Source organism: Nitrosospira sp. TNL200, assembly GCF_055386305.1.
Genome location: NZ_AP041003.1, coordinates 1767212 through 1786994, shown reverse-complemented (window position 1 = coordinate 1786994; position 19783 = coordinate 1767212). Strand labels below are relative to the sequence as shown.

The 19783-nt window shown below is 58.2% G+C and carries 20 protein-coding genes; 11 read left to right on the top strand and 9 right to left on the bottom strand.

Annotation, left to right across the window (positions count from 1 at the left end; all coding sequences use genetic code 11):
• Positions 1-85: 85 nt before the first annotated feature.
• Positions 86-157 (top strand): DUF4113 domain-containing protein, encoded by a 72-nt coding sequence (locus ACZ5CE_RS08005; RefSeq protein ID WP_464577462.1) that lies wholly within the window; start codon positions 86-88, stop codon positions 155-157.
• Between the two features lie 176 nt (positions 158-333).
• Here the strand turns inward: ACZ5CE_RS08005 and ACZ5CE_RS08000 are convergent, their stop codons facing one another.
• Both ACZ5CE_RS08000 and ACZ5CE_RS07995 read right to left on the bottom strand, forming a co-directional pair.
• Positions 334-624: a helix-turn-helix domain-containing transcriptional regulator gene (locus tag ACZ5CE_RS08000; protein WP_464574358.1), complete on the bottom strand. Its 291-nt coding sequence runs from the start codon at positions 622-624 to the stop codon at positions 334-336.
• Positions 614-946, bottom strand: a complete 333-nt coding sequence (locus ACZ5CE_RS07995) for a type II toxin-antitoxin system RelE/ParE family toxin (protein ID WP_464574357.1) — start codon at positions 944-946, stop codon at positions 614-616. The genes ACZ5CE_RS08000 and ACZ5CE_RS07995 overlap by 11 nt, the downstream gene beginning before the upstream one ends.
• A 381-nt stretch (positions 947-1327) precedes the next feature.
• Between ACZ5CE_RS07995 and ACZ5CE_RS07990 the strand changes: the two genes are divergently transcribed.
• From ACZ5CE_RS07990 to ACZ5CE_RS07965, 6 genes are all read left to right on the top strand, one after another.
• Positions 1328-3850: a mechanosensitive ion channel family protein gene (locus ACZ5CE_RS07990; protein WP_464574356.1), complete on the top strand. Its 2523-nt coding sequence runs from the start codon at positions 1328-1330 to the stop codon at positions 3848-3850.
• 154 nt (positions 3851-4004) lie between these two features.
• Positions 4005-4544, top strand: coding sequence for a DUF4142 domain-containing protein (locus ACZ5CE_RS07985; protein WP_464574355.1), 540 nt, complete (start codon positions 4005-4007; stop codon positions 4542-4544).
• A complete protein-coding gene (locus tag ACZ5CE_RS07980; RefSeq protein WP_464577460.1) occupies positions 4511-4807 on the top strand; it encodes a type II toxin-antitoxin system RelE family toxin in 297 nt (98 codons plus the stop codon). Before ACZ5CE_RS07985 ends, ACZ5CE_RS07980 begins: the two co-directional genes overlap by 34 nt.
• A 644-nt stretch (positions 4808-5451) precedes the next feature.
• Positions 5452-6726, top strand: a complete 1275-nt coding sequence (locus tag ACZ5CE_RS07975) for an O-acetylhomoserine aminocarboxypropyltransferase/cysteine synthase family protein (protein ID WP_464574354.1) — start codon at positions 5452-5454, stop codon at positions 6724-6726.
• A gap of 482 nt (positions 6727-7208) precedes the next feature.
• The gene (locus ACZ5CE_RS07970) at positions 7209-7688 is read left to right on the top strand and encodes a hypothetical protein (protein ID WP_464574353.1); all 480 of its coding nucleotides are present in this window, start codon (positions 7209-7211) and stop codon (positions 7686-7688) included.
• Positions 7689-7870: 182 nt separating this feature from the next.
• Positions 7871-8422: a hypothetical protein gene (locus ACZ5CE_RS07965; RefSeq protein WP_464574352.1), complete on the top strand. Its 552-nt coding sequence runs from the start codon at positions 7871-7873 to the stop codon at positions 8420-8422.
• Between the two features lie 69 nt (positions 8423-8491).
• Here the strand turns inward: ACZ5CE_RS07965 and ACZ5CE_RS07960 are convergent, their stop codons facing one another.
• Positions 8492-8749, bottom strand: a complete 258-nt coding sequence (locus tag ACZ5CE_RS07960) for a hypothetical protein (protein WP_464574351.1) — start codon at positions 8747-8749, stop codon at positions 8492-8494.
• A 176-nt stretch (positions 8750-8925) separates the two neighbouring features.
• Here ACZ5CE_RS07960 and ACZ5CE_RS07955 point away from each other — a divergent pair, with 176 nt between their 5' ends.
• On the top strand, positions 8926-10668 hold the full coding sequence (locus ACZ5CE_RS07955; protein WP_464574350.1) for a protein adenylyltransferase SelO: 1743 nt from the start codon (positions 8926-8928) through the stop codon (positions 10666-10668).
• Between the two features lie 64 nt (positions 10669-10732).
• Here the strand turns inward: ACZ5CE_RS07955 and ACZ5CE_RS07950 are convergent, their stop codons facing one another.
• Positions 10733-11383, bottom strand: coding sequence for a hypothetical protein (locus ACZ5CE_RS07950; RefSeq protein WP_464574349.1), 651 nt, complete (start codon positions 11381-11383; stop codon positions 10733-10735).
• 144 nt (positions 11384-11527) lie between these two features.
• On the bottom strand, positions 11528-12661 hold the full coding sequence (locus tag ACZ5CE_RS07945; RefSeq protein WP_464574348.1) for a diguanylate cyclase: 1134 nt from the start codon (positions 12659-12661) through the stop codon (positions 11528-11530).
• A gap of 261 nt (positions 12662-12922) precedes the next feature.
• Between ACZ5CE_RS07945 and ACZ5CE_RS07940 the strand changes: the two genes are divergently transcribed.
• Positions 12923-13675: a hypothetical protein gene (locus ACZ5CE_RS07940; protein ID WP_464574347.1), complete on the top strand. Its 753-nt coding sequence runs from the start codon at positions 12923-12925 to the stop codon at positions 13673-13675.
• On the opposite strand, the gene ACZ5CE_RS07935 is transcribed toward ACZ5CE_RS07940, so the two are convergent.
• A complete protein-coding gene (locus tag ACZ5CE_RS07935; RefSeq protein ID WP_464574346.1) occupies positions 13635-15152 on the bottom strand; it encodes an FAD-dependent oxidoreductase in 1518 nt (505 codons plus the stop codon). The genes ACZ5CE_RS07940 and ACZ5CE_RS07935 overlap by 41 nt on opposite strands.
• Before the next feature lie 459 nt (positions 15153-15611).
• On the opposite strand from ACZ5CE_RS07935, the gene glgX reads away from it, so the two are divergent.
• On the top strand, positions 15612-17711 hold the full coding sequence (gene glgX, locus ACZ5CE_RS07930) for a glycogen debranching protein GlgX (protein WP_464574345.1): 2100 nt from the start codon (positions 15612-15614) through the stop codon (positions 17709-17711).
• Between the two features lie 19 nt (positions 17712-17730).
• On the opposite strand, the gene ACZ5CE_RS07925 is transcribed toward glgX, so the two are convergent.
• Genes ACZ5CE_RS07925 through ACZ5CE_RS07915 form a run of 3 tightly spaced genes read right to left on the bottom strand, consistent with a single transcriptional unit; the run spans position 17731 to position 18595 of the window.
• Positions 17731-17940, bottom strand: coding sequence for a hypothetical protein (locus ACZ5CE_RS07925; protein WP_464574344.1), 210 nt, complete (start codon positions 17938-17940; stop codon positions 17731-17733).
• 2 nt (positions 17941-17942) lie between these two features.
• Positions 17943-18356: a type II toxin-antitoxin system VapC family toxin gene (locus ACZ5CE_RS07920; RefSeq protein ID WP_464574343.1), complete on the bottom strand. Its 414-nt coding sequence runs from the start codon at positions 18354-18356 to the stop codon at positions 17943-17945.
• Positions 18353-18595, bottom strand: coding sequence for a type II toxin-antitoxin system Phd/YefM family antitoxin (locus ACZ5CE_RS07915; protein WP_464574342.1), 243 nt, complete (start codon positions 18593-18595; stop codon positions 18353-18355). The genes ACZ5CE_RS07920 and ACZ5CE_RS07915 overlap by 4 nt, the downstream gene beginning before the upstream one ends.
• Positions 18596-18993: 398 nt before the next feature.
• Between ACZ5CE_RS07915 and ACZ5CE_RS07910 the strand changes: the two genes are divergently transcribed.
• Positions 18994-19344 carry a hypothetical protein gene (locus ACZ5CE_RS07910; protein WP_464574341.1) on the top strand — a complete coding sequence of 117 codons (351 nt, stop codon included), beginning with the start codon at positions 18994-18996 and terminating at the stop codon, positions 19342-19344.
• Positions 19345-19783: the final 439 nt, after the last annotated feature.

The following is a 19783-nucleotide window of genomic DNA, read 5'->3' as shown; positions in this document are numbered from 1 at the left end:
AATCGGCATTTGATCAAAGATGGCATGATCAGGCGAGACTCATTTGTCCATGTTTTCCTCGTCGAAATCCCCCAAGCCCTAAGCCATGCGCCGGAAAAATATGTCATCCTGCTATACCGCGCGCTGGAGCGATGTGCCGGTGACGCGGGTATCGTGAACCAAGCTGGAGATACCCGCATGGCCGGCTATGCAAGCGTGGCGATTCCTCACTTTCGATCAGGAAATCACCAATGCGCGGCCAGGTCACTGCGTCACGCTCGATTCATGCTTGGGCAAAAACGTCCAGGTCGGCCAGCGCTACCACATTCAATAATGGATGCATACTCTTGCTGGCTATACAGATCGCACGGAAAGGCGCAGCCCCATTGCCTTGAGAATCGCCGAAAAACTGCTCAGCGCAGGATTGCCTTCGGGCGACAAGGTACGGTAAAGCTGAGTCGGGTTCAAGTGCGCCTGCTCGGCTACGGCCTGCACGCCGCCGAAAGCTTTTGTCATCTGCCTGAGGGCAATCAAAAGCTCGCTTTGATCGCCATCTTCAAGAATGCTATTGAGCAGCTGGATGGCGTAGGCCGGGTCTTCTCGGTATATCTCAGCCATTGCTCCATCATGCGTTCTATCTTTCATCGTTGGTTCTCCTTTGCCAGTCCTGCCAGTTTTCACAGGCGCGGTCGATATCGGCGCTCTGCGTCCGTTTGCCGCCGCCACACAGAAGCAACAGAATTTCCTTGCCCGCGATAGCGTAATACACTCGATACCCTGCATTTACATCAATACGCAATTCCCATACACCATCCCGGCAAAATTTGTGATCGCCAAAGTTACCCAACTCGATACGGTTCACGCGCCGGTCTATTGCAATCCTTGCCGTCGTATCGCGCAGCTTGCGAAGCCAGTCAAGATAAATATCCTTGCCCTCATTGGTCAGGTAGTGCCGGATTTCATACATAGCTTATATTCGTTTATAAACGAAATTATGTCAAGGCTAATAGATACATCCTTTCGCCCCCCTGATTGATGAGTCATTACATCGCGGCATTTCATATCCAAGGAGGAGTTACTCGAATCGCAAGTCCCTTTCCGGGGCTGCGGGCGATCAGGCCCCGCCTGATGCGCAGCTGCAAAAAGCAGCCTGAATCGCCTCGGGTTTGGTGGAGGCTCCGATATCTGAGAGAATGGAGCGATGAACAAATCAAACAGGTTTTCCCCCGAAGTACGTGAACGCGCGGTATGCATGGTGTTCGAACACCGTGGCGAGTATCCGTCCTTGTGGGCAACTGTTGAATGGAGTTGACTCTTTTTCGTGGATATTTAAGTTTACCTGTCGTTCATGTTGTGCCAATTTGATTTCAAGCAAACACGCCGCCTGCTGGCTGCGGTGGCGTTTCCATTACTGTTTTTGCCGGTCTTCTACCCTGGCGATAGCATTTTTGCGGCTGAGCCAGCGGCGGATGCTCCGGCAGCTCCGGCAGCGGAGAATTCCTCTGCTCCCGCCGCCCCGGCAATCACTGTGACACCGGTACAGGCCCGGCAGGCGCTCGCTATCCTCCAGGATGAAAAAAAGCGCACCGAGCTTGCGGAAACGCTCAATGCCATTGTGCTGGCGATGGAGATGCGGGAGGGAGTGGAGCCCGGCCCGGCGCCCCCGGTTCCCGCCAAACCCGCGGAGGAAAAAGGGCCTGAGGCGCCTATCGAGCTGACCGAAGGCGGCCTGGTTGCGCAATTGTTCGATTCCATAGGAAAGCGGCTGGACGCGATTGGCGATCAGGCTCGGCTGACTGCCCGCACCATGCTGGAAATCAGGACGGTGGGTGAGTGGTGGCAATACAACCTGGGCGATGCGGAGCGGCGCGCGGTGGTGCTCGGTGAATTGTGGAAGGTGGCCGCGATACTTGGAGGCGCGCTACTGGCGGACTGGCTGTTGCGATGGGCACTGGCGCGCTCGCGCGGACTGGTCGAATCCCGTGCCGCCGCGCGGCAGGCGGCGATCAACCGCAAAAAGGATGAGGTCACCGCTAGTACGCTTCCCGCCGCCTTTCCATCCGCCGCAACCGTGGATTCCGGGTCTTCCGGACCTCCGGGGACGGCTGTCCGTGGCGGAAACGCCGCCGACCGCCACCTGAGCCTGTTGCGGCGTTTTCCTTTTGCTTTGGCGCACTGGCTGCTGGAGCTGGTTCCGCTGGCTGGCTTCGTGGCGGTGGCAACGATACTGCTGAATGCCTTCGGCGGCCGTGCGGCGGTATTTTACAGCGTGACGCTGCCCCTCATCGACGCCTATTCGACTACCCGCATCGCGCTCAGCGTGGTTCATCTCATGGTGTCACCGCTCGGGCAGGGGTTGCGCCTGATCCACATCAGCGATGGCGGAGCGGCCTATGTGAATGCCTGGCTGCGAAGAATCATCATCGTGGCCGTATTCGGCTCCGCCATCGCCGAGGTGGCGCTGCAGACCGGCGCCATCCCGAGTACGGGAATCGCCCTTTCCAAGCTGGTGGGTCTGGTGATCCACGCGATGCTGCTCATCATGGTGTTCCGCAGCCGAAAAGAGGTCGCGGAGGCGATTCGGGGAATGGACACGGCAAACCCGGCCATGGCCGGCCTGCGTGCGGCAGCGGCCAGCGCATGGCCTTTTGCCGCCACGGTTTTCATTGTTGCCACCTGGGTGCTATGGTCCGTAGGCGCGGAAGACGGTTTTCAACGCGCGCTGGAAATTTTTGGATGGTCTGCGGCAGTGGTCGTGGGCGCCAGTCTGGTGTCGATTTTTGCGCTGGGCGCGATCGACCGCGCATTTATCGCGGATCGCGAAAATATGCAGCAGCAGACGAACCATGCGGGGCAGCCAGGTCAGGCGCGGCAGGAAGCGTCCGCGGTGCAAAGTCCTTATCACCTGCTGGCGCTTCGCACCGTGTCGCTTGTCATTGCCATAAGCACCCTTATCGTATTGCTGCAAGTATGGGGAGTGGATACGCTTTCGTGGTTTCAGGCTGGTTCGATCGGTCGGCGGCTGGCTGCCGCGCTGGCCACGATTGCGGTAACCTGCGCCTTGGCTTTTGCTGCCTGGGAAGCATTGAACATGACGCTGCACCGGCGCATCGAGCGATGGACGGCAGTTGGAGATACGGCGCGCGCCGCGCGGCTGCGGACTTTGGTGCCCATGCTGCGCACGACACTGCTGTTTGCCATCGGCACGGTGGTGCTGCTCGCCGCGCTGGATCAACTGGGCATCAGTATCGGTCCCCTGGTGGCGGGCGCCAGCATCATCGGCGTTGCTCTCGGCTTTGGTTCGCAAAAGCTGGTGCAGGATTTCATCACCGGGATTTTCCTGCTGATGGAAAATGCCATCCAGGTGGGCGACACCATCACCGTTGCGGATGTTTCGGGAACGGTGGAGTATCTCTCCATACGCACGGTGCGCCTGCGTGCCGGCGACGGCTCGCTGCACGTGGTGCCGTTCAGTTCCGTCTCGACTGTCACCAATACCAACCGGGGCTTCGGCAATGCTTCCATCAGGGTGAGCGTGAAAGCCGACTCGGATGTGGACAAGGTGTTCGCAGCTATCCGCAGCGTCGGAGAGGAGATGCGGGCGGATGCTGCTTTCAAAAACCTGATCCTGGCGGATGCGGACATATGGGGGGTGGATCAGATCGATGGGGCGACCATCACGGTGCTGGGGCAAATACGCACCGTGGACCGGGGCCGCTGGCCGGTGCAGCGCGGTTTCAACCGGCGCATCCTGCAGCGCTTCCGCGAAGCGGGAATCCAGTTGATGAATCCACAGGAAAGAAAGGTGGCGGCGCAGCCACGCGTTCCCGTTCCGGAGGCACGGACGCAGGCCGATGATGACGGAGGCTGATGACATAATGACATATGACGCGGGTTGCCGATATGTGCGCTACTGCACAGCCCATCATGCGATGCCGGCGTAGGGTTTGCCCAATGATTGAAACGATTTTTCATTTCGCCATTTCATCCATGCGCTTTCAGCGCTGGACCATGGAGCAGCAACCATGAAAAAGATATCGATGTTCGCGCTGTTCTGCCTGGCTTGGTCACTTGATGCCGGCGCCCAGAGCATGCCGCTGACCAATGCGCAGATCGTCACCATCGTGGCCGATCTCAGCGAGATTGATATCGAAGCGGGGAAGCTCGCGCAATTCAAATCCAAGGACCCCGAAGTGCATTTCTTCGCGCACCGCATGATAGCCGACCATGGCACTGCCAGCCAGTCGGCGGCGGAGCTCATGCGCAGGCTGAAGCTCGCGCCGCAGGATAGTTCCATCAGCCAGGACCTGAAGATCGAAGGGCGGCGGAATATCGCGAAACTCACCCCTTTGCGCGGCCTGGCATTCGACCGTGTCTATGTCGCGCATGAACTCGCCTTCCACGAGCAGGCGCTGGATATGATCGACAAGACGCTGGCACCGCAGGCAAAAGACGATGGGATCAGACGTCTGCTGGCGAAGGTGCGGCCCGCGTTTCATTCGCATCTTCTCCACGCCCGCCGGCTGCAGGAATCGCTGGTTCGCGCGGATGGGAGCAAGCCCTGAAAGGAGGATTTAGGAGACTACCCACGCTGGCACAGAAGAACCTCGACCAACTGGATCCTCAAACTACGCGCCGTATATTGAATTTCTTAAATGAACGAGTTGCATCCCTGGCTGATCCGCGCAGCATTGGAGAATCCCTCAAGGGTTCACATTTGGGTGAATTCTGGAAGTACAGGGTTGATGATTACCGGGTAATTGCCAAAATTGAGGATAACGCGCTTTGCGTCCTTGTGGTGAAAATAGGCAATCGCCGCGAGGTATAGCGTTAAGGAAGCGCTGAATAAATCTCCGCTGGCGCGGCGGTGGCTTTGCGGGATGGGATGCGCGAAAGGCGACGACGCGAATGGTTGATCCCCTTCGCCAGGAGCCTGACAAGGCAGACCGCCAGCAAAGCCCCGCCCCAGGAGGGTTGTGGTAAAATCGGGCGAGACCGCGCAGGGCGGAGCAGTTTCTTCCAGAGGAAGATACGACCCCTAGCGGGCTGCTGGCGCCCCATGTATACTTTGGCGCGGTCTGGCATCCCCGCCGCTGCCCGATCCCCGCTTCGCGGGGGCCCTCGGGCCACGCTCTGGGGAGCCATGGCGTTGCGCTCCCTGGCATCGTAGTCCCGGCTACGACCTGCGTCGCGCGCCTTATGATCATCCCGATTTTACCAGCAACGCGCTCAGCGAGGATTTATTCAGCGCTTCCTTAAGCATTTCGGACCTTAAATGCAGAAATGAGCATCGAATATCCGGCATCAGGCAAAAGTGTGACCAGCATTCGGCATTTTCCGTAACACTATTTTACTTTAGCAAGCTCCCCCTGTCCTGATCCAATTCCCCCATGCCCTATGGGTCCAACCGGAAGGCAAGGAATGGCGACCTTCTTCGTCCGCCTCCAAGGATATTCAAACGGAGAAAACAATATGAAACTGGAATCGCTCGCACTGCATCATGGATATGAATCCGACGCGACCACGAAGGCGGCCGCGGTGCCCATCTACCAGACTACCTCCTATACGTTCGATAATACCCAGCATGGCGCGGATCTGTTCGACCTGAAAGTCGCGGGAAATATTTATACGCGCATCATGAATCCGACTACGGCCGTGCTGGAGAAGCGTCTCGCTGAAATGGAGGGCGGAGTGGGGGCGCTGGCGGTGGCCTCGGGGATGGCGGCGATCACTTATGCCATCCAGTGCATTACCAGTACCGGCGAAAATATCATCAGCACCAGCCAGCTTTATGGCGGCACCTATAATTTATTCGCACATACGTTCCCGCGCCAGGGGATAGATGTCCGCATGGTATCCCATGACGATTACGAAGGCGTGGAAAGGCGGATAGATGGCCGTACCCGCGCAATATTTTGCGAATCCATCGGGAATCCCGCCGGAAACATCGTGGATATCGAAAGGATGGCGGATATCGCGCATAAGCATGGTGTGCCGTTGATCGTGGACAGCACGGTATCCACACCCTACCTGTGCCAGCCTTTCCAGTTCGGCGCGGATATTGTCGTCCACTCCCTGACGAAATACATTGGCGGCCATGGCACGACCATGGGCGGGATGATCATCGATTCGGGGAAATTCGACTGGGCCGCGAACAAGGCGCGCTTTCCGCTATTGAACGAGCCGGACCCATCCTACCACGGAGTGGTTTACACGGAAGCATTCGAGAATGCAGCCTACATAGGCCGCTGCCGCGTGGTGCCGCTGCGCAATACGGGCGCGGCCCTGTCGCCGCATAGCGCGTTCCTGATACTGCAAGGGCTGGAAACGCTGGGTCTGAGGATGGAGCGGCATTGCGACAATGCACTGAAGGTCGCGCAACACCTGGAAGCGCATCCGAAAGTGGAATGGGTCAACTACGCGGCCCTGCCGGGCAGCAAATTCCATGATCTATGCAACCGGATAAGCAAGGGAAAAGCTTCGGGAATACTGAGCTTTGGAATCAGGGGCGGGGCGGCGGCCGGAAGCCAGTTCATCGATGCGCTCAAGATGATCCTGCGGCTGGTGAATATCGGAGACGCCAAATCGCTAGCCTGCCATCCGGCATCCACCACCCATCGCCAATTGAGCCCGGAGGAACTCAAGGCCGCCGGAGTGACGGAAGGATTGGTCCGGATCTCCGTCGGCATCGAGCATATCGACGACATTATTGCGGATGTGGCGCAGGCGCTGGACGCGATCGATTGAGCGGCAGGAAAATGGCAGGGATGGATGGGGGCTGCGTTCTGTTGTTTTAGCCGGCTGAGAGGCGCGGATGCTACCGGGATTCATACATGAACATTATGCGGATGGCGGAATCAGAGAGAAGTCTGGAAAATAGGGATGAGTAACTTGTTTGACATTTCCCGATGACATGCGGGTCGCTCCGCGACGATCATGGCACATGGGTGGCGATATACCCCCGCCATCCCATCAAGGTACCTGCTGGCTGGCTCCGGAGTGATCCGGTCCAGCACGAATCGCTCTGCGCAAACGGAACGCCGGAGCCGTTTGATGTTCTAATCGAGCATATACAAAGCATATAGAGAGCGTATACATCCGGGTGCTCATCTGGCGTTTGAAGGAGGATTCACTCACATGGACACTCTTGAATCTTGCCGCATTCGTGCCGCACATCCTTCAGCGGAATGAATGCATTTGGAAATGCGCGCAATACGCAGGGAGCTTACGTGAATAAATTGAAATTGGCGGGCTTTGTACTGATGGTGTTCGGCGCAATTTCGGCAGATTCCGCATGGGCCCGCTGGGGGCACCATGGACATGGCGGCTTTTATCCAGGCCTGGGTATTGGCCTGGGGTTGGGTTATGGCCTTGGCTATGGCGGTTATGGCTGGGGCGGCGGCTGGGGATATCGCGGCTGGGGGGGCTATGGGGGGTATGGTTATGGCGGTTATGGGGGCTATGGCGGTTGGGGGTTTGGCGGTTATTACCCTCCTTATTATGCCTATCCCCCGGTAGTTACGGTGCCGGCGGCGCCGCCCGTCTATATCCAGCAACAGCAACAACAGCCGCCGCAGCAGGTTATGCAGCCCGCGCCGCAGCCCCAGGCAAATTACTGGTATTATTGCCGCAAGCCGGATGGCTATTATCCTTACGTAAAAAAATGTCCGGAGGGATGGCTGCAGGTCGCTCCGCAGCCTCCGAATTAGCAGTTTGAACCGGCCGTTGAATAAATACCTGGGTCGTTTCCGCGAAGGAGAAATCCAGTAGCTTGAAAAAGCTCTGGATTCCGGCTCACCGCTGGCGCGGCGTCCGGAATGACGGGGGTGGGGTATTTATGCAATAAATTTATGATTCACCACACTAGGCCTAGCGGCCTGGAATAGATCGCATGCCGAACCCGAACATGGCCAGAATGCCCCGTTTTGCCCCTTTGCTTGTGCTGCTTCTGCTTGCCTCGTGCGCTACCATTCCCAGCGGCCCCGGCGTGATGGTGCTGCCGGGCTCGGGGAAGAGCTTCGAGCAATTCCGCCAGGACGATATGTCCTGCAGGCAATATGCGAGCGAGGCGTTGAGCAACGAGACGCCGAATGATGCCTCGATATATAGCGGCGTGGGAACAGCGGCCCTGGGTGCCGGACTGGGCGCCGCCGCAGGTGCGATTATCGGTGGCGGCAGCGGCGCCGCCATAGGCGCAGGCAGCGGGTTGCTGGCAGGGGGACTGATGGGAACCGGCACGGCTACCGCATCGGGAAATATCCGGCAGCAGCGTTACGATATCAGCTACACGCAATGCATGTATGGCAAGGGCCATAACGTGCCGGTATCCGGCCAGATCGCCAACGATCCACGCAACCAGCCAATGGGCATGCCAACCCAGCCCCAGCCCACTTATTCGATCCCGCCTCCGCCGCCGGGGAATCCCCCCATGTCGCCGCAATGACCAAGTCGATCGAAGAGAGAATGGGGTGAATGGGGTAAAGGGCAGCGCGATGGATAGGATTTCTGTTCCTCAACGGGAGGATTTGCCGGGCCGGCGCGCGATTCTGTCCAGCGCCTGCAGCATGTTCTTATTGGCCCGCTCGGCATTTTTGGTCAGTTCTTTCTGCACCATGTCGGCGAACGGGATCAGGTTCTGTTCGGGATAGGCTTCCATTACACCCGATTCCTCAAAAAACTCCGCGATCCAGCGGGCGTCCAGTTCCGTTTGCCCGACCTCCTGCATATATTCGCTGGCTGCCATCCTGGCATAGTCCGTCAGCTTGAGCATTTTTCATCCTCCCTTCAGTTCGAATTGCCGAGGCAGGTTTCATGCGTTCCCTGTAGAGTAGCTGCCAGGGAACATTGTGTCGATGAATGACTCCAATTTCCGGCAGACTGTTCCAGGGATTCCTTATATTCTCAGGGATTCCTTATATTCCCGATAGAGCTGGAAAAATCATACCCATGAGCCAAAGCAATCTCAAGCGCAGCAGCACGATGGAAAGTTCAATCAATCCGCCTGTGCCTGGCCTTCGAAACCTCTCCGAGATGCAGTTCGACAACCGGTTTGTGCGCCGGTTGCCGGCGGACGAGGATATCCGGAATATGCCCCGCGCGGTGAGAAACGCCTGCTATACGCGGGTGGAACCCACGCCGGTGCGCGCGCCGCGCCTTCTCGCCTGGTCGGATGCGGTGGGTGAATTGCTCGGCGTATCCCGGCCGGCGGAGACAGCAGATCCGGTAATCGAAACGCTTGCCGGCAATCGCATCCTGCCCGGAATGCAACCGTATTCCGCACGCTATGGCGGGCATCAGTTCGGGCACTGGGCGGGACAGCTCGGCGATGGCCGCGCCATCACGCTGGGCGAGGTACTTTGCCCGGATGGGATTTATCGCGAGCTGCAACTGAAAGGGGCGGGAAGGACGCCTTATTCCCGCACCGCCGACGGACGGGCGGTGCTGCGGTCCTCCGTGCGGGAGTTTCTCTGCAGCGAAGCCATGCACTATCTCGGCGTGCCGACCACGCGGGCATTGAGTCTCGTCGCAACAGGCGAATCGGTAGTACGCGACATGTTCTACGACGGCAACCCGAAAGCCGAGACCGGCGCGGTGGTGTGCCGCGTCGCCCCCTCTTTCGTGCGTTTCGGCAACTTTGAAATACTGGCCGCGCAGCAGGAGCTTGAGACGCTCAGGCAACTGGCCGATTACATCATTACCGAGGATTTTCCCGAACTGGGCGTACCCGGTCCCTCCATGCCATCCATTTATGTGCGCTGGTTCGAGGAAATCTGCCGGCGTACCGGTGTCCTGCTCGCGCACTGGATGCGAGTGGGATTCGTGCATGGCGTGATGAATACCGACAACATGTCCATCCTGGGGCTGACCATCGATTATGGGCCTTATGGATGGCTGGAAGGCTTCGACTTCAACTGGACGCCGAATACCACCGATGCGCAGGGGCGGCGCTACTGCTACGGCAACCAGCCGGATATCGCGCTATGGAACCTGGCGCGCCTTGCCGGGGCGCTCGCTCCCCTGGTTGCGGACCATGCCGGGCTGGAACGAGGCCTGGCCGTCTTCGGCAAAGTGTTCCAGGATACATGGGGCCGCATGCTGGCAGACAAGCTGGGACTGGCGACGCTGGGGCGCGAAGGCGATGACATGCTGCTGAGCGATCTGTTCGATTTGCTGCAGCAGACCGAAACCGACATGACCCTGTTTTTTCGTGGCCTCATGGATATCCCGGTGGACCAGGCTGCCGGGTCGATGGACGATATTGCGCTTGCCGGGTTGCTGCGAGATGCTTTTTACGACGAGAACCAGGCCTTCGAGTCCATGCAGCTTGCGCGGCTGGGTGGCTGGCTGCGGCGGTATATCGCGCGGGTGCGGCTGGAAGCGGATGCGGGTCCATCGGCGGCATCGATGAATCCATTGGCGGATGCGAGCACAATAAGTGCGCCCGGCGCAATAGGGACAGGCCGAATCGAGCGGATGCGCCGCGCGAATCCCAAGTATGTGCTGCGCAATTATCTGGCGCAGCAGGCCATCGAGGCCCTGGAGCAGGGCGATGCTTCCGTCATCGAACGGCTGATGGAAGTGCTGAAGCACCCATACGATGAGCAGCCGGGACAGGAAGCGCTTGCGCAGAAGCGACCGGAGTGGGCGCGCAACAAACCCGGATGCTCGGCCTTATCCTGCAGTTCCTAAATCGGAAAGAACAGGCCAAACAGGCCAGGCAAACCATATGTACACATGGCAGGATGTAGCTCCTTCAGTTGTCATCAGGACGGACCTTGTTCAGCGATTTACGGAACGGGCCGAGTTCCGGCGGGTAGGGGAGATCGGTCCTCGTGAACGAAATGAAGAACAGTATGGTGTAGTTGTTGTAATAGCTGTCCGCCATGAATGAAGGGGTCGAGCCCACGAACCTGCCTCCGGGCAGCTCATAGATGTTCAGGTGGAACTTCGCGTAACCGGTCTGGTACTGTGACTTGAAGAGTGCCAGTTCCGGAAGGGAAAAAGGAATGAACTGGCTCTGAACCGGGGGCATTCCCGCAAAATTGCCTGCGAACTCGGTTCCCAGCGCGTCCACCACGACATTGACGCGATGCGAAGCTTTGGTTGCGTCGGCCTGGATGGAATATCCTTGTTTTCCGATCCAGGCGAGCAGGATCTGCTGAAGCAGGGCCTGATCCGGACCTCCACCGCCCAGGCCGGCAGTCTCGAGCAGGACGGATGAGCCTGGCGGCATGGGAAGAGTGCCGGCAGGTTGCGGCGGAAGGCTTCTTGCGACGGCCTCGCTGATGAGCAGTTGCTCGGTCACGGTCCGCGCCGACTGGGTATATCTTTGTGTCGTGCTGCAGCCGGACGCGAACAGGATAAAGACGGCGCCGAGGATGAGCGCTCTGAATAAATGGGTCATTTGCCATCATCCTTTTGTTTTTTTTGAGGGGTTTTACAAGCAAGGCAAGACATTAGCACAGCCGGGAGTGATCGGCAAAGCGCGGGCGAGGCATCCGGCAGGGCCTGTCTTCCCGGGCCGGTATGCGGCATGGGAGCCGCAAGCCTATAATTCAGGGAGGTTGCCTGAACCGCCATCGCTGACGGCCATCCTGACACGGTTGCGGCCCGCTTTTTTGGCCTCATACATGGCCGCATCGGCACGCTCAAGCAATGATTCCTTGCGCTCGTCTTCCATCAGCATGGCCACGCCAAGGCTGATTGTAATCCTGATGCTGAATTCCTTCAGGTGCAAGGGTGTGTCCATGACGACCTGGCGCACCCGTTCGGCAATATTCTGCGCGACCTGGAGAGTCGTATCCGCCATGATGATGACGAATTCCTCTCCTCCGAACCGGCCCACCATGTCGAAATCGCGCACCGCCGCCTTTATCCGTTCCGCCACGTGGCGGAGCACGAAATCGCCTATGACGTGCCCATAAGTGTCGTTGATCTTCTTGAAATGATCCAGGTCGATCATCGCCAGGCACAGGTGCTGGCGGCGCTTTCCGCACCCGGCATGGTCCTGCGCCCGGTCTATGTGCTGCTGGAGCGCGTCCATGAGATTTGCATAATTCATCATTCCCGTGAGCTGGTCGGTGGAAGCATCGTGCCGCAGGCGGGATATTTCCCCCTTCAGTTCGTTCACCGTGTCTGCCAGTTCGTTGATTTCCGGCAGGTGGTAGCCTTCGGCGGCCAGGTACAGATCAAGGGAAGTCAACCTTGCGACGCATTCGAGAGCCGGGAGCAGAATTGCGGCCGATCCGGTGCATTTCTCCGCTATTCTGCCGATCAGCACGCCATGGGTGACGAGGTGTTTCGCCTGCAGGAGATTCAAGGGGATTTTCGCGCGGGCAAAAGTCGCCGCGATGGCGAGCCGGTCCGTAAAATACGCCGGCGTGTCGAAGCCGTGGCCGTAGGATAGCAGCTGGCCGCGCCACTCCCGCATGAAGCGGTCGATCCCGGGTTGCTTTTCCACCCGGAGGAAACGGGAATTTTCCGCAAAGGCGCTGAAGCAGGCATCGACGAGCGCCTCGCTATCGGGGCCGATGACCTCTTTCCTGATCTGCTCCGCCTGGGCGTGATGTGCCGCTCCAAGCCCCAGGATCGAAATCGTTTCCGCTACGCGGGCGTCATCGAATCCGAACGGGGCGCAATCGGGGGTGCTGGTGAAGTCGATATCCTCTGGCAATGATGTCATGATCATCTCTGGAAAGGGAAGGCGGCGCCTGACAATATAGACACTTCCTGCCGCCGTTCTGTTCGATGGCCCGATGAATCTGATGAAATGGAGTTGCGGCTTGATGAATTATCCACTAATCTCAATACATGCTCATGCCCAGCATGAGCCAGGGAATCACCTGGACGGCCATGGAGCCGTCCAGCGCGATTTATCCAGGAGGTTCCCTGGTTTCTCAGCACGTTTCCTCTTACCGATGTGATATATGCAGATGGATCACCCATGAGCCTTCGCAATCGCGCCGCCCTTGCCACCCTGGCTGCCTCTCTGGCTCTTGCGGGCTGTGCCTCCCCTACGACGACATCATTTCTCGGAGCATCCTTTCCGAAGGTGGAGTACAGCGACGTGAGAAAGAGCGCCAAGCCGCCCCGGCTCAAACTCGTGGTCGAGTTCCAGAGAAACGGCGAGCATTTTCCCAAAGGGGATGTTCCTCTGCGGGACTATGCCGCCGCGATCCTGAATGATACCGGCGTCATTTCCATCTCCGACGTGATTACCGAATCCGAAGAACGGGAGCAGGGGGAGGTAAGAATCGTCCTCAATAACATTGCCGACAGCGGCACGGTCGCCGCGGAGACGTCTGCTTCCAGTCTGCCGCTCTGGATGGTGGGAAAGACGATTACGGATGCCTATGAAATGTCCCTGTTCATTACCGCCGGAGGAAAGACCGTGAGCCAGACCGGCATCCAGCAGGCCATCCATACCGCGATAGGAAACATGGTGGTGCCCGCGGGAATCGAAACCTTTCCTCATGACAAGGCTTTCGGAAAAATGCTTGAGCAGATGCTGCTCAAGGCGCTCGTGGATCTTCAGAACGGGGGGGAGCTGGCCTGGCTGAGCCGCGCATCCGCCCCGGCCGATCCGGCAGGAAAATGGACGGAGCGCGTCCGGAGGGCGCGCGCGGCAGCGGCAGGCGGCCCCGTTCAGGGCTTTCCTATGTTTCCACCAGTGGTTTTTGTTGCAGGGCCTCGGTAGCCGGTCCTTCTATTACCGTGCCGTCGGGCGCGAAGCGGCTCCCATGGCAGGGGCAATCCCAGCTGCTTTCCATGTCGTTCCAGTGAACCTTGCATTTCATGTGAGTGCATACCGGCGAAACTGCGATGACTGTTCCGTCCGGATTGCGGTAAGCCGCCAGCAACTCGTTCTCCACCTCCACGATCGCGCCTTTGCGCAGCGGAAGCTGGCTGAGAGGAATCGACTCGCGGTCGGTCACATAATCCTTCACCAGGGACTTCAATGTGACCGCCGTTTCCTCGGCGAGGCCCCTGGCGCCTTTCACCGGGGAAAACCGGCTCGCCCAGACGAGAGGGGCAAAGAGATTGTCACGGCCGGCAATCTGGTCGGAAATGATGGAAGCCGCCACGGCGCCGTAGATCAGGCCGTCGGTCTCGAAGCCCGTGGCTATGAAGCAGCCGCTTGCATCGCGGCCGATATAAGGCAGGCCATCGGCGGGGCTGTAGTTCTGGGCAGACCAGCGAAACACCGCTTCCCCCATGCCAAAGCGCGCTTGCGCGGCTGATTCCAACCGCTCGATGCTGGCATGGGTATCCTGCTGCCCGGTCTTGTGCTCTTCTCCCACGCAAACGAGGAATGACTCTTCGCCCATATCGGCATTCCGTACCGAGAGGCGCCCGGTTCCGGTTTCCCAGAATATGCCGGGAGGAAATGAACCCCGCGGAATGCGCGCAGCCAGCCCATATTCCCGATTCACGACCATTTCCGCCTGCACAGCGTGAAATCCCTTTGGCGAGTGGGTGGCAAGCACGATTTCCCTGGCGGCCACCTTGCCGCTCGCGGTTCGAACCACGCGCCGGTCGGTATCCACTTCCAGGATCTGCGAGTTCTTGAAAATGCGGCAGCCGAGATCGGCGGCGCGGCGGGCAAGGGCGCGAACGTAGGCCTGCGGGTGAAACTGTGCCTGGCCGTCGAGCACCATCGCCGCTCCGCTCGGTTGCGGAAGGGGAGCAGGGAGTGTCTCCACGAGGTGTACGGACAATCCCGCATCGACCGACCCTTCATACTCGTTTTCCACGAATGCGCGAGCGTTTTCCGTGGCGGCGTAGCGGTACAGCCTGCAGCGGCGGAAGCCACATTCGATGCCGAGTGCCTGCACGCGATGCTCGATCTGGTCCATCGCCTGGCGCCGGGCGGCGGTAACGGAGCGTGCGACGTCCTTGCCCCAGCTATCCACAATGCGATGTATGCCACGGCTGAGTGTTTCGTACAGATTGCCAGTCGAATTGCCGGTGGCTCCGAAGCCGATATCGCGCGCTTCCAGCAGGATGACCGGGCGGCCCTGCTCGGCCAGATTCAACGCCAGGCTGATACCTGTCATGCCGCCTCCCACGATCACGATGTCGGTAGTGCAATTCTCGTGCAGTGCCGGGAAATCTTCTTCAGGCGCGGTACCGCGCCACACAGAAGTCGTATTCATATTGGTCATGCTGGTCATGCTGGTTCCTTTCAACGATTTGGCGGAGAGGATCGCTTGCATAAGCGCCAGAAAAGCGACCGGAAGGCCGGGAGGTGACGCCTGGGGCAGATGGTATGTCCGGTATGTCCTATAGTCGGACATAGCCCCAAAGTTCTCTGTGCGCCACGGCACATACCAGGCGCATCCGGCATCGATGGAGAGACGCCTGGCTTTGCCGGCCAGTTCCTTTTTCCTTTGTCGGCCAGTCCGATCCGGCTGCGGGCACAAGCAGTAGTGCGGAGCGGTTGCGCCGCTCTGCAATATCTGCAGCCAAGTATCCGGTTGTGCTAAGATCAAGGCAGCGCGGGGCAGATCCACAACAGCATGTTTCAATAATACGACCAATGCAGCCCTGTTTCCTTTCGTTCAACCCATGGTAGCCGACTCTTTGCTGCACCCGGCAGGCGGGCGCCACTTTTCGCATTGCGAGTCTTTTCGATGAAAGTCTGGCCTGGCAACGCTTATCCGCTTGGCGCGACCTATGACGGGATGGGGACGAATTTCTCGTTATTCTCCGATGTGGCGGAACGTGTCGAGCTGTGCCTGTTCGATGAGCAGGGGAAGGAGACACGCGTCGCCCTGCCGGAAAACAGCGGCCATTGCTGGCACGGCTACTTTCCCGATATCGAGCCGGGGCAGCGTTATGGCTATCGTGTCCATGGGCCGTGGTCGCTCGGGCAGGGCCATCGCTGCAATCCGGCGAAGCTGCTGCTCGATCCCTATGCGAAAAGCATCGATGGGGATATTGACTGGAATGAGGCCGTATTTCCCTATCCGTTCTCCTCGGGCCCCGACGCGCGCAACGACGGGGACAGCGCGCCCTTCATGCCGCGGTGCATCGTGCCGCAACCCTTCTTCGACTGGGCGGGCGACCGGCGCCTGCATCGCCCCTGGCACGAAACGGTCATTTACGAATTGCACGTCAAGGGCTTTACGGCGCAACACCCGGATATACCGCCTGAGCTTCGGGGCACCTATGCAGGGCTTGCCCATCCCGCCGCGATAGGCTACCTGAAGCAGCTCGGCGTCACGGCGGTCGAGTTGATGCCGGTGCACTATTTCCTGCAGGACAAGCGTCTCGTGGAACAGGGGCTGCGCAATTACTGGGGCTACAACACCATATGCTACCTGGCGCCCGAGGGAAGGTATGCAGCCGACAAAAGACCGGGCGCAGCGGTGGCCGAATTCCGGCAGATGGTGAAGGCCCTCCACCACGCGGGTATCGAGGTGATTCTCGACGTGGTGTATAACCATACTGCTGAAGGCAATCATCTCGGCCCGGTGCTGACCTTCAAGGGGATCGACAACGCCTACTACTATCAACTGGAGGATGACGCCCGCTACTACCGTGATTACAGCGGTATCGGCAACTGCTTCAACATGAGGCAGCCGCATGTGCTTCAGCTCATAATGGATTCATTGCGGTACTGGGTGGTCGAAATGCACGTGGATGGCTTCCGGTTCGATCTGGCTGCCACCCTCGCGCGTGAGCTGCACGAAGTGCAGCGGCTGTCTGTCTTTTTCGACATCATTCAGCAGGATCCGGTCATCAGCCAGATCAAGCTGATCGCGGAACCATGGGATCTCGGGGAAGGCGGCTACCAGGTTGGCAATTTTCCTCCGGGCTGGTCTGAATGGAATGGCAAATATCGCGATTGCCTGAGGGATTTCTGGCGCGGAAGGGACGAGACCTTGCGTGAATTCGCGCACCGCTTCAGCGGAAGCTCGGACCTCTACGCCGGAAATTCGCGCAACCCGTTCGCCAGTATCAACTTCGTTTGCGCCCACGATGGTTTCACCCTGCGCGACCTGGTGTCCTACAATGAAAAACATAATCTTGCCAACGGGGAAGATAATCGCGACGGTTCCGATGATAACCGCTCCTGGAATTGCGGCGTCGAGGGCCCCACGGATGATGCCGGAATAGTTGCGCTGCGGGCGCGGCAGCAGCGCAATTTCCTGGTGACGCTCATGCTGTCGCAGGGAGTGCCCATGCTGCTGGCGGGCGACGAGGCCGGCCGCACGCAACAGGGGAATAACAATGCCTATTGCCAGGATAACGAAGTTTCCTGGTTCGACTGGTCCGGCATGGATGAGGATCTGGGCGAGTTTGCCCGGCGCCTGATCGCGTTTCGCCACCATCATCCGGTATTCCGGCAGCGAAGCTGGTTCCAGGGCAGGGCGATTCACGGTGCGGATTGCAGCGATATCGCGTGGTTCGACCATACCGGAGAACAGGCGAGCGAAGAATCATGGGATGGCTGGTCTGCCAAGACGCTGGGGGTTTTCATCAATGGCGAGACCATTCCCAACCCCAATGCCCGCAGCGTTCCCGCCACCGACGACAGCTTTTACCTGATCTTCAATGCCAGCCACGAGATGCTGGAGTTCACGCTGCCCCCCGAGCGCTGGGGGCAGCCATGGGTCGCTGTCCTGGACACATTCCGGGGGTGGCTCGACGATTCCCCGCCGCTTCAGGCAGGAGCCCGCCTGAAGGTCGAGCCACGTTCCATGGTCGTGCTGCGGCGCGAGGACTGAAACGCCGTCTCTTTCGGCATTATCGACCTGGCAGGCGTATCGCGCCGAACCCATTGTTCCCACACCAGGCGGCGAACTCTACTGCCGCCCGGGCGCAGGCCTTACGCGTGTTGGGGTTATGAATGTTGGCGGTGAAGAACTCGATGAAGCGTTTGCCTGCATCTGGGCTCGGAGCGAACAGCGTCGGCAGCGCCAAAGTGTCTGTGGCGAGGAGAAAGTTATCGGGCATGGTTAATCACCAAGCAAGGTGAGGCCAAGCGCGCCGGCGGCAACGCGCAGTTCCTGATTGAGCGTGGCCAAGGGTAGATCGAGGCGTTGGGCCAGCTCTAAATACGCCGAGTCATAGAGAGTGAGCCGGTAGCGTTCGGCAAGCAAGGCCGTTGCTGTCCATGCCTGGCTTGCAGTTTCCGGATCGAGATTAATCGGCAGATCACGGAGAAATCCGGCCAGCTGACGACGACGTGTCGCGTCAAGCCGGCCACGCCGCTCGGCCATGGCTAAACCATTAAGTATTTCCAGAGGCCACAACGAAGGAGCCATTGCACCGGTTTCAACGATCTGATTCAGCAAATCAAGGGTGGCGGGAGTATGTTTATCCTCAAAACACCAAGTCAGCGCCACTGAGCTATCAAGAACCAAGCTCACAGACGACCTTCATTGATGAGATCCTTAATCTTGAGGCCGCCCGAAGTAACCCCACGGCTGGCATCCAGTAACCCTCGAGCCACTTGACGCGCTTTCGCACGATTAAAGCCAGGCTCGGCGGGGACCAATCTTGCTACAGCTTTGCCATGTCGAGTGATAAGAACTTCTTCACCATTCTCGACCCAGTAAAGCAAAGTACCCAGTTTATTTTTGGCTTCGAACGCTCCGATCTCACGCACATAACCTCCGATATAAGCTAGCCCGGATATTTCACCAAAAAGAGATCGGCTCAGTGTAATTTCCGCTTAAAATCAAGTTTCCACACAAGAAATAGCGAGCACTGAGCCGATGCCAAAGTGTACCAGTAATGAAATATGTTTGGGGCGCCTCGGGCAGCGCGAAATCATATTTTCCGTTTCCGCGCCGAGGCGGCAGGAAAATTCGTGTTGCATTTTATCTACGGCCGGATCCGGGTTTAAACTTTTTATCAGGTACATGCTGCTTAAGAGCGCTACCGCACAGATGATTATCTGATTCGCGTCTATCCTACAATCGCGCCCGTCATTCCAGCTAGGTTTTTACAAATCGAATGTTCTGGCGACTATGTTTCCTAAATGAATGAACAGGAGGCCGCAAAATGGAAAAGAAATCAGTTGTGTCAGCTATTCTATCCACTGCGATGGTATTCGCAACCTCGGCTTTTGCCGGAGAAATGGAGAGAGTTCGCTGGGCGGATGTACCGCCTGCAGTCCAGAAAACGATAACCGATAACGCAGGTGGCGGAAAAATCGAGGAAATCGAGAAGGAAACGAGCATACAGAAGGTTCGGGTCCTTCATTTCGACGGCACCAAAACCGTTACCGTTTATGAAGCCGAGGTAGAAAAACCAGACGGCAAAGAGATTGAGATCAAAGTCCGTGATGATGGCAAGCTGATCAAGATACAGCATCACTCCGGAATTTCAAATCCCTATACCGACGGCGTTTAAGCGAAGATGGCAGGCTCATCAGGATAAAAGGCCAGCCGTGTCCGGCAATTCAATCGAGTAGATTCAGTAGCCGGAATCCCCATGCTGGCCTTGGGGATAGATTCCGGGCCAGGCCCGGAATGACGAGATTTTTGGTATTTTCTGGCTGGATCAATAGTTGATCATCAATCCGCAGCTTGATGACGCTGCGGCAGAATCGACACGCTGCTTCCTCCGCCTCTTCCTCTTCCGTTGTCCCGGACATTTTACCCGATAGGAACCCCATTATTCGGCGCTGGTGCTTCCGGGCTGCGAATCTTCCATAATAGTTTATTGTTTTAGGATTTGATTCAACCATTTGCCACAACCTGGAACATGAAGATGTGGGTATGATGCGCAACTTTCACGGTTGAGGGTACCCGGTGTGATTCATGACCCAGGATGCAAGCTGCTTATGTTT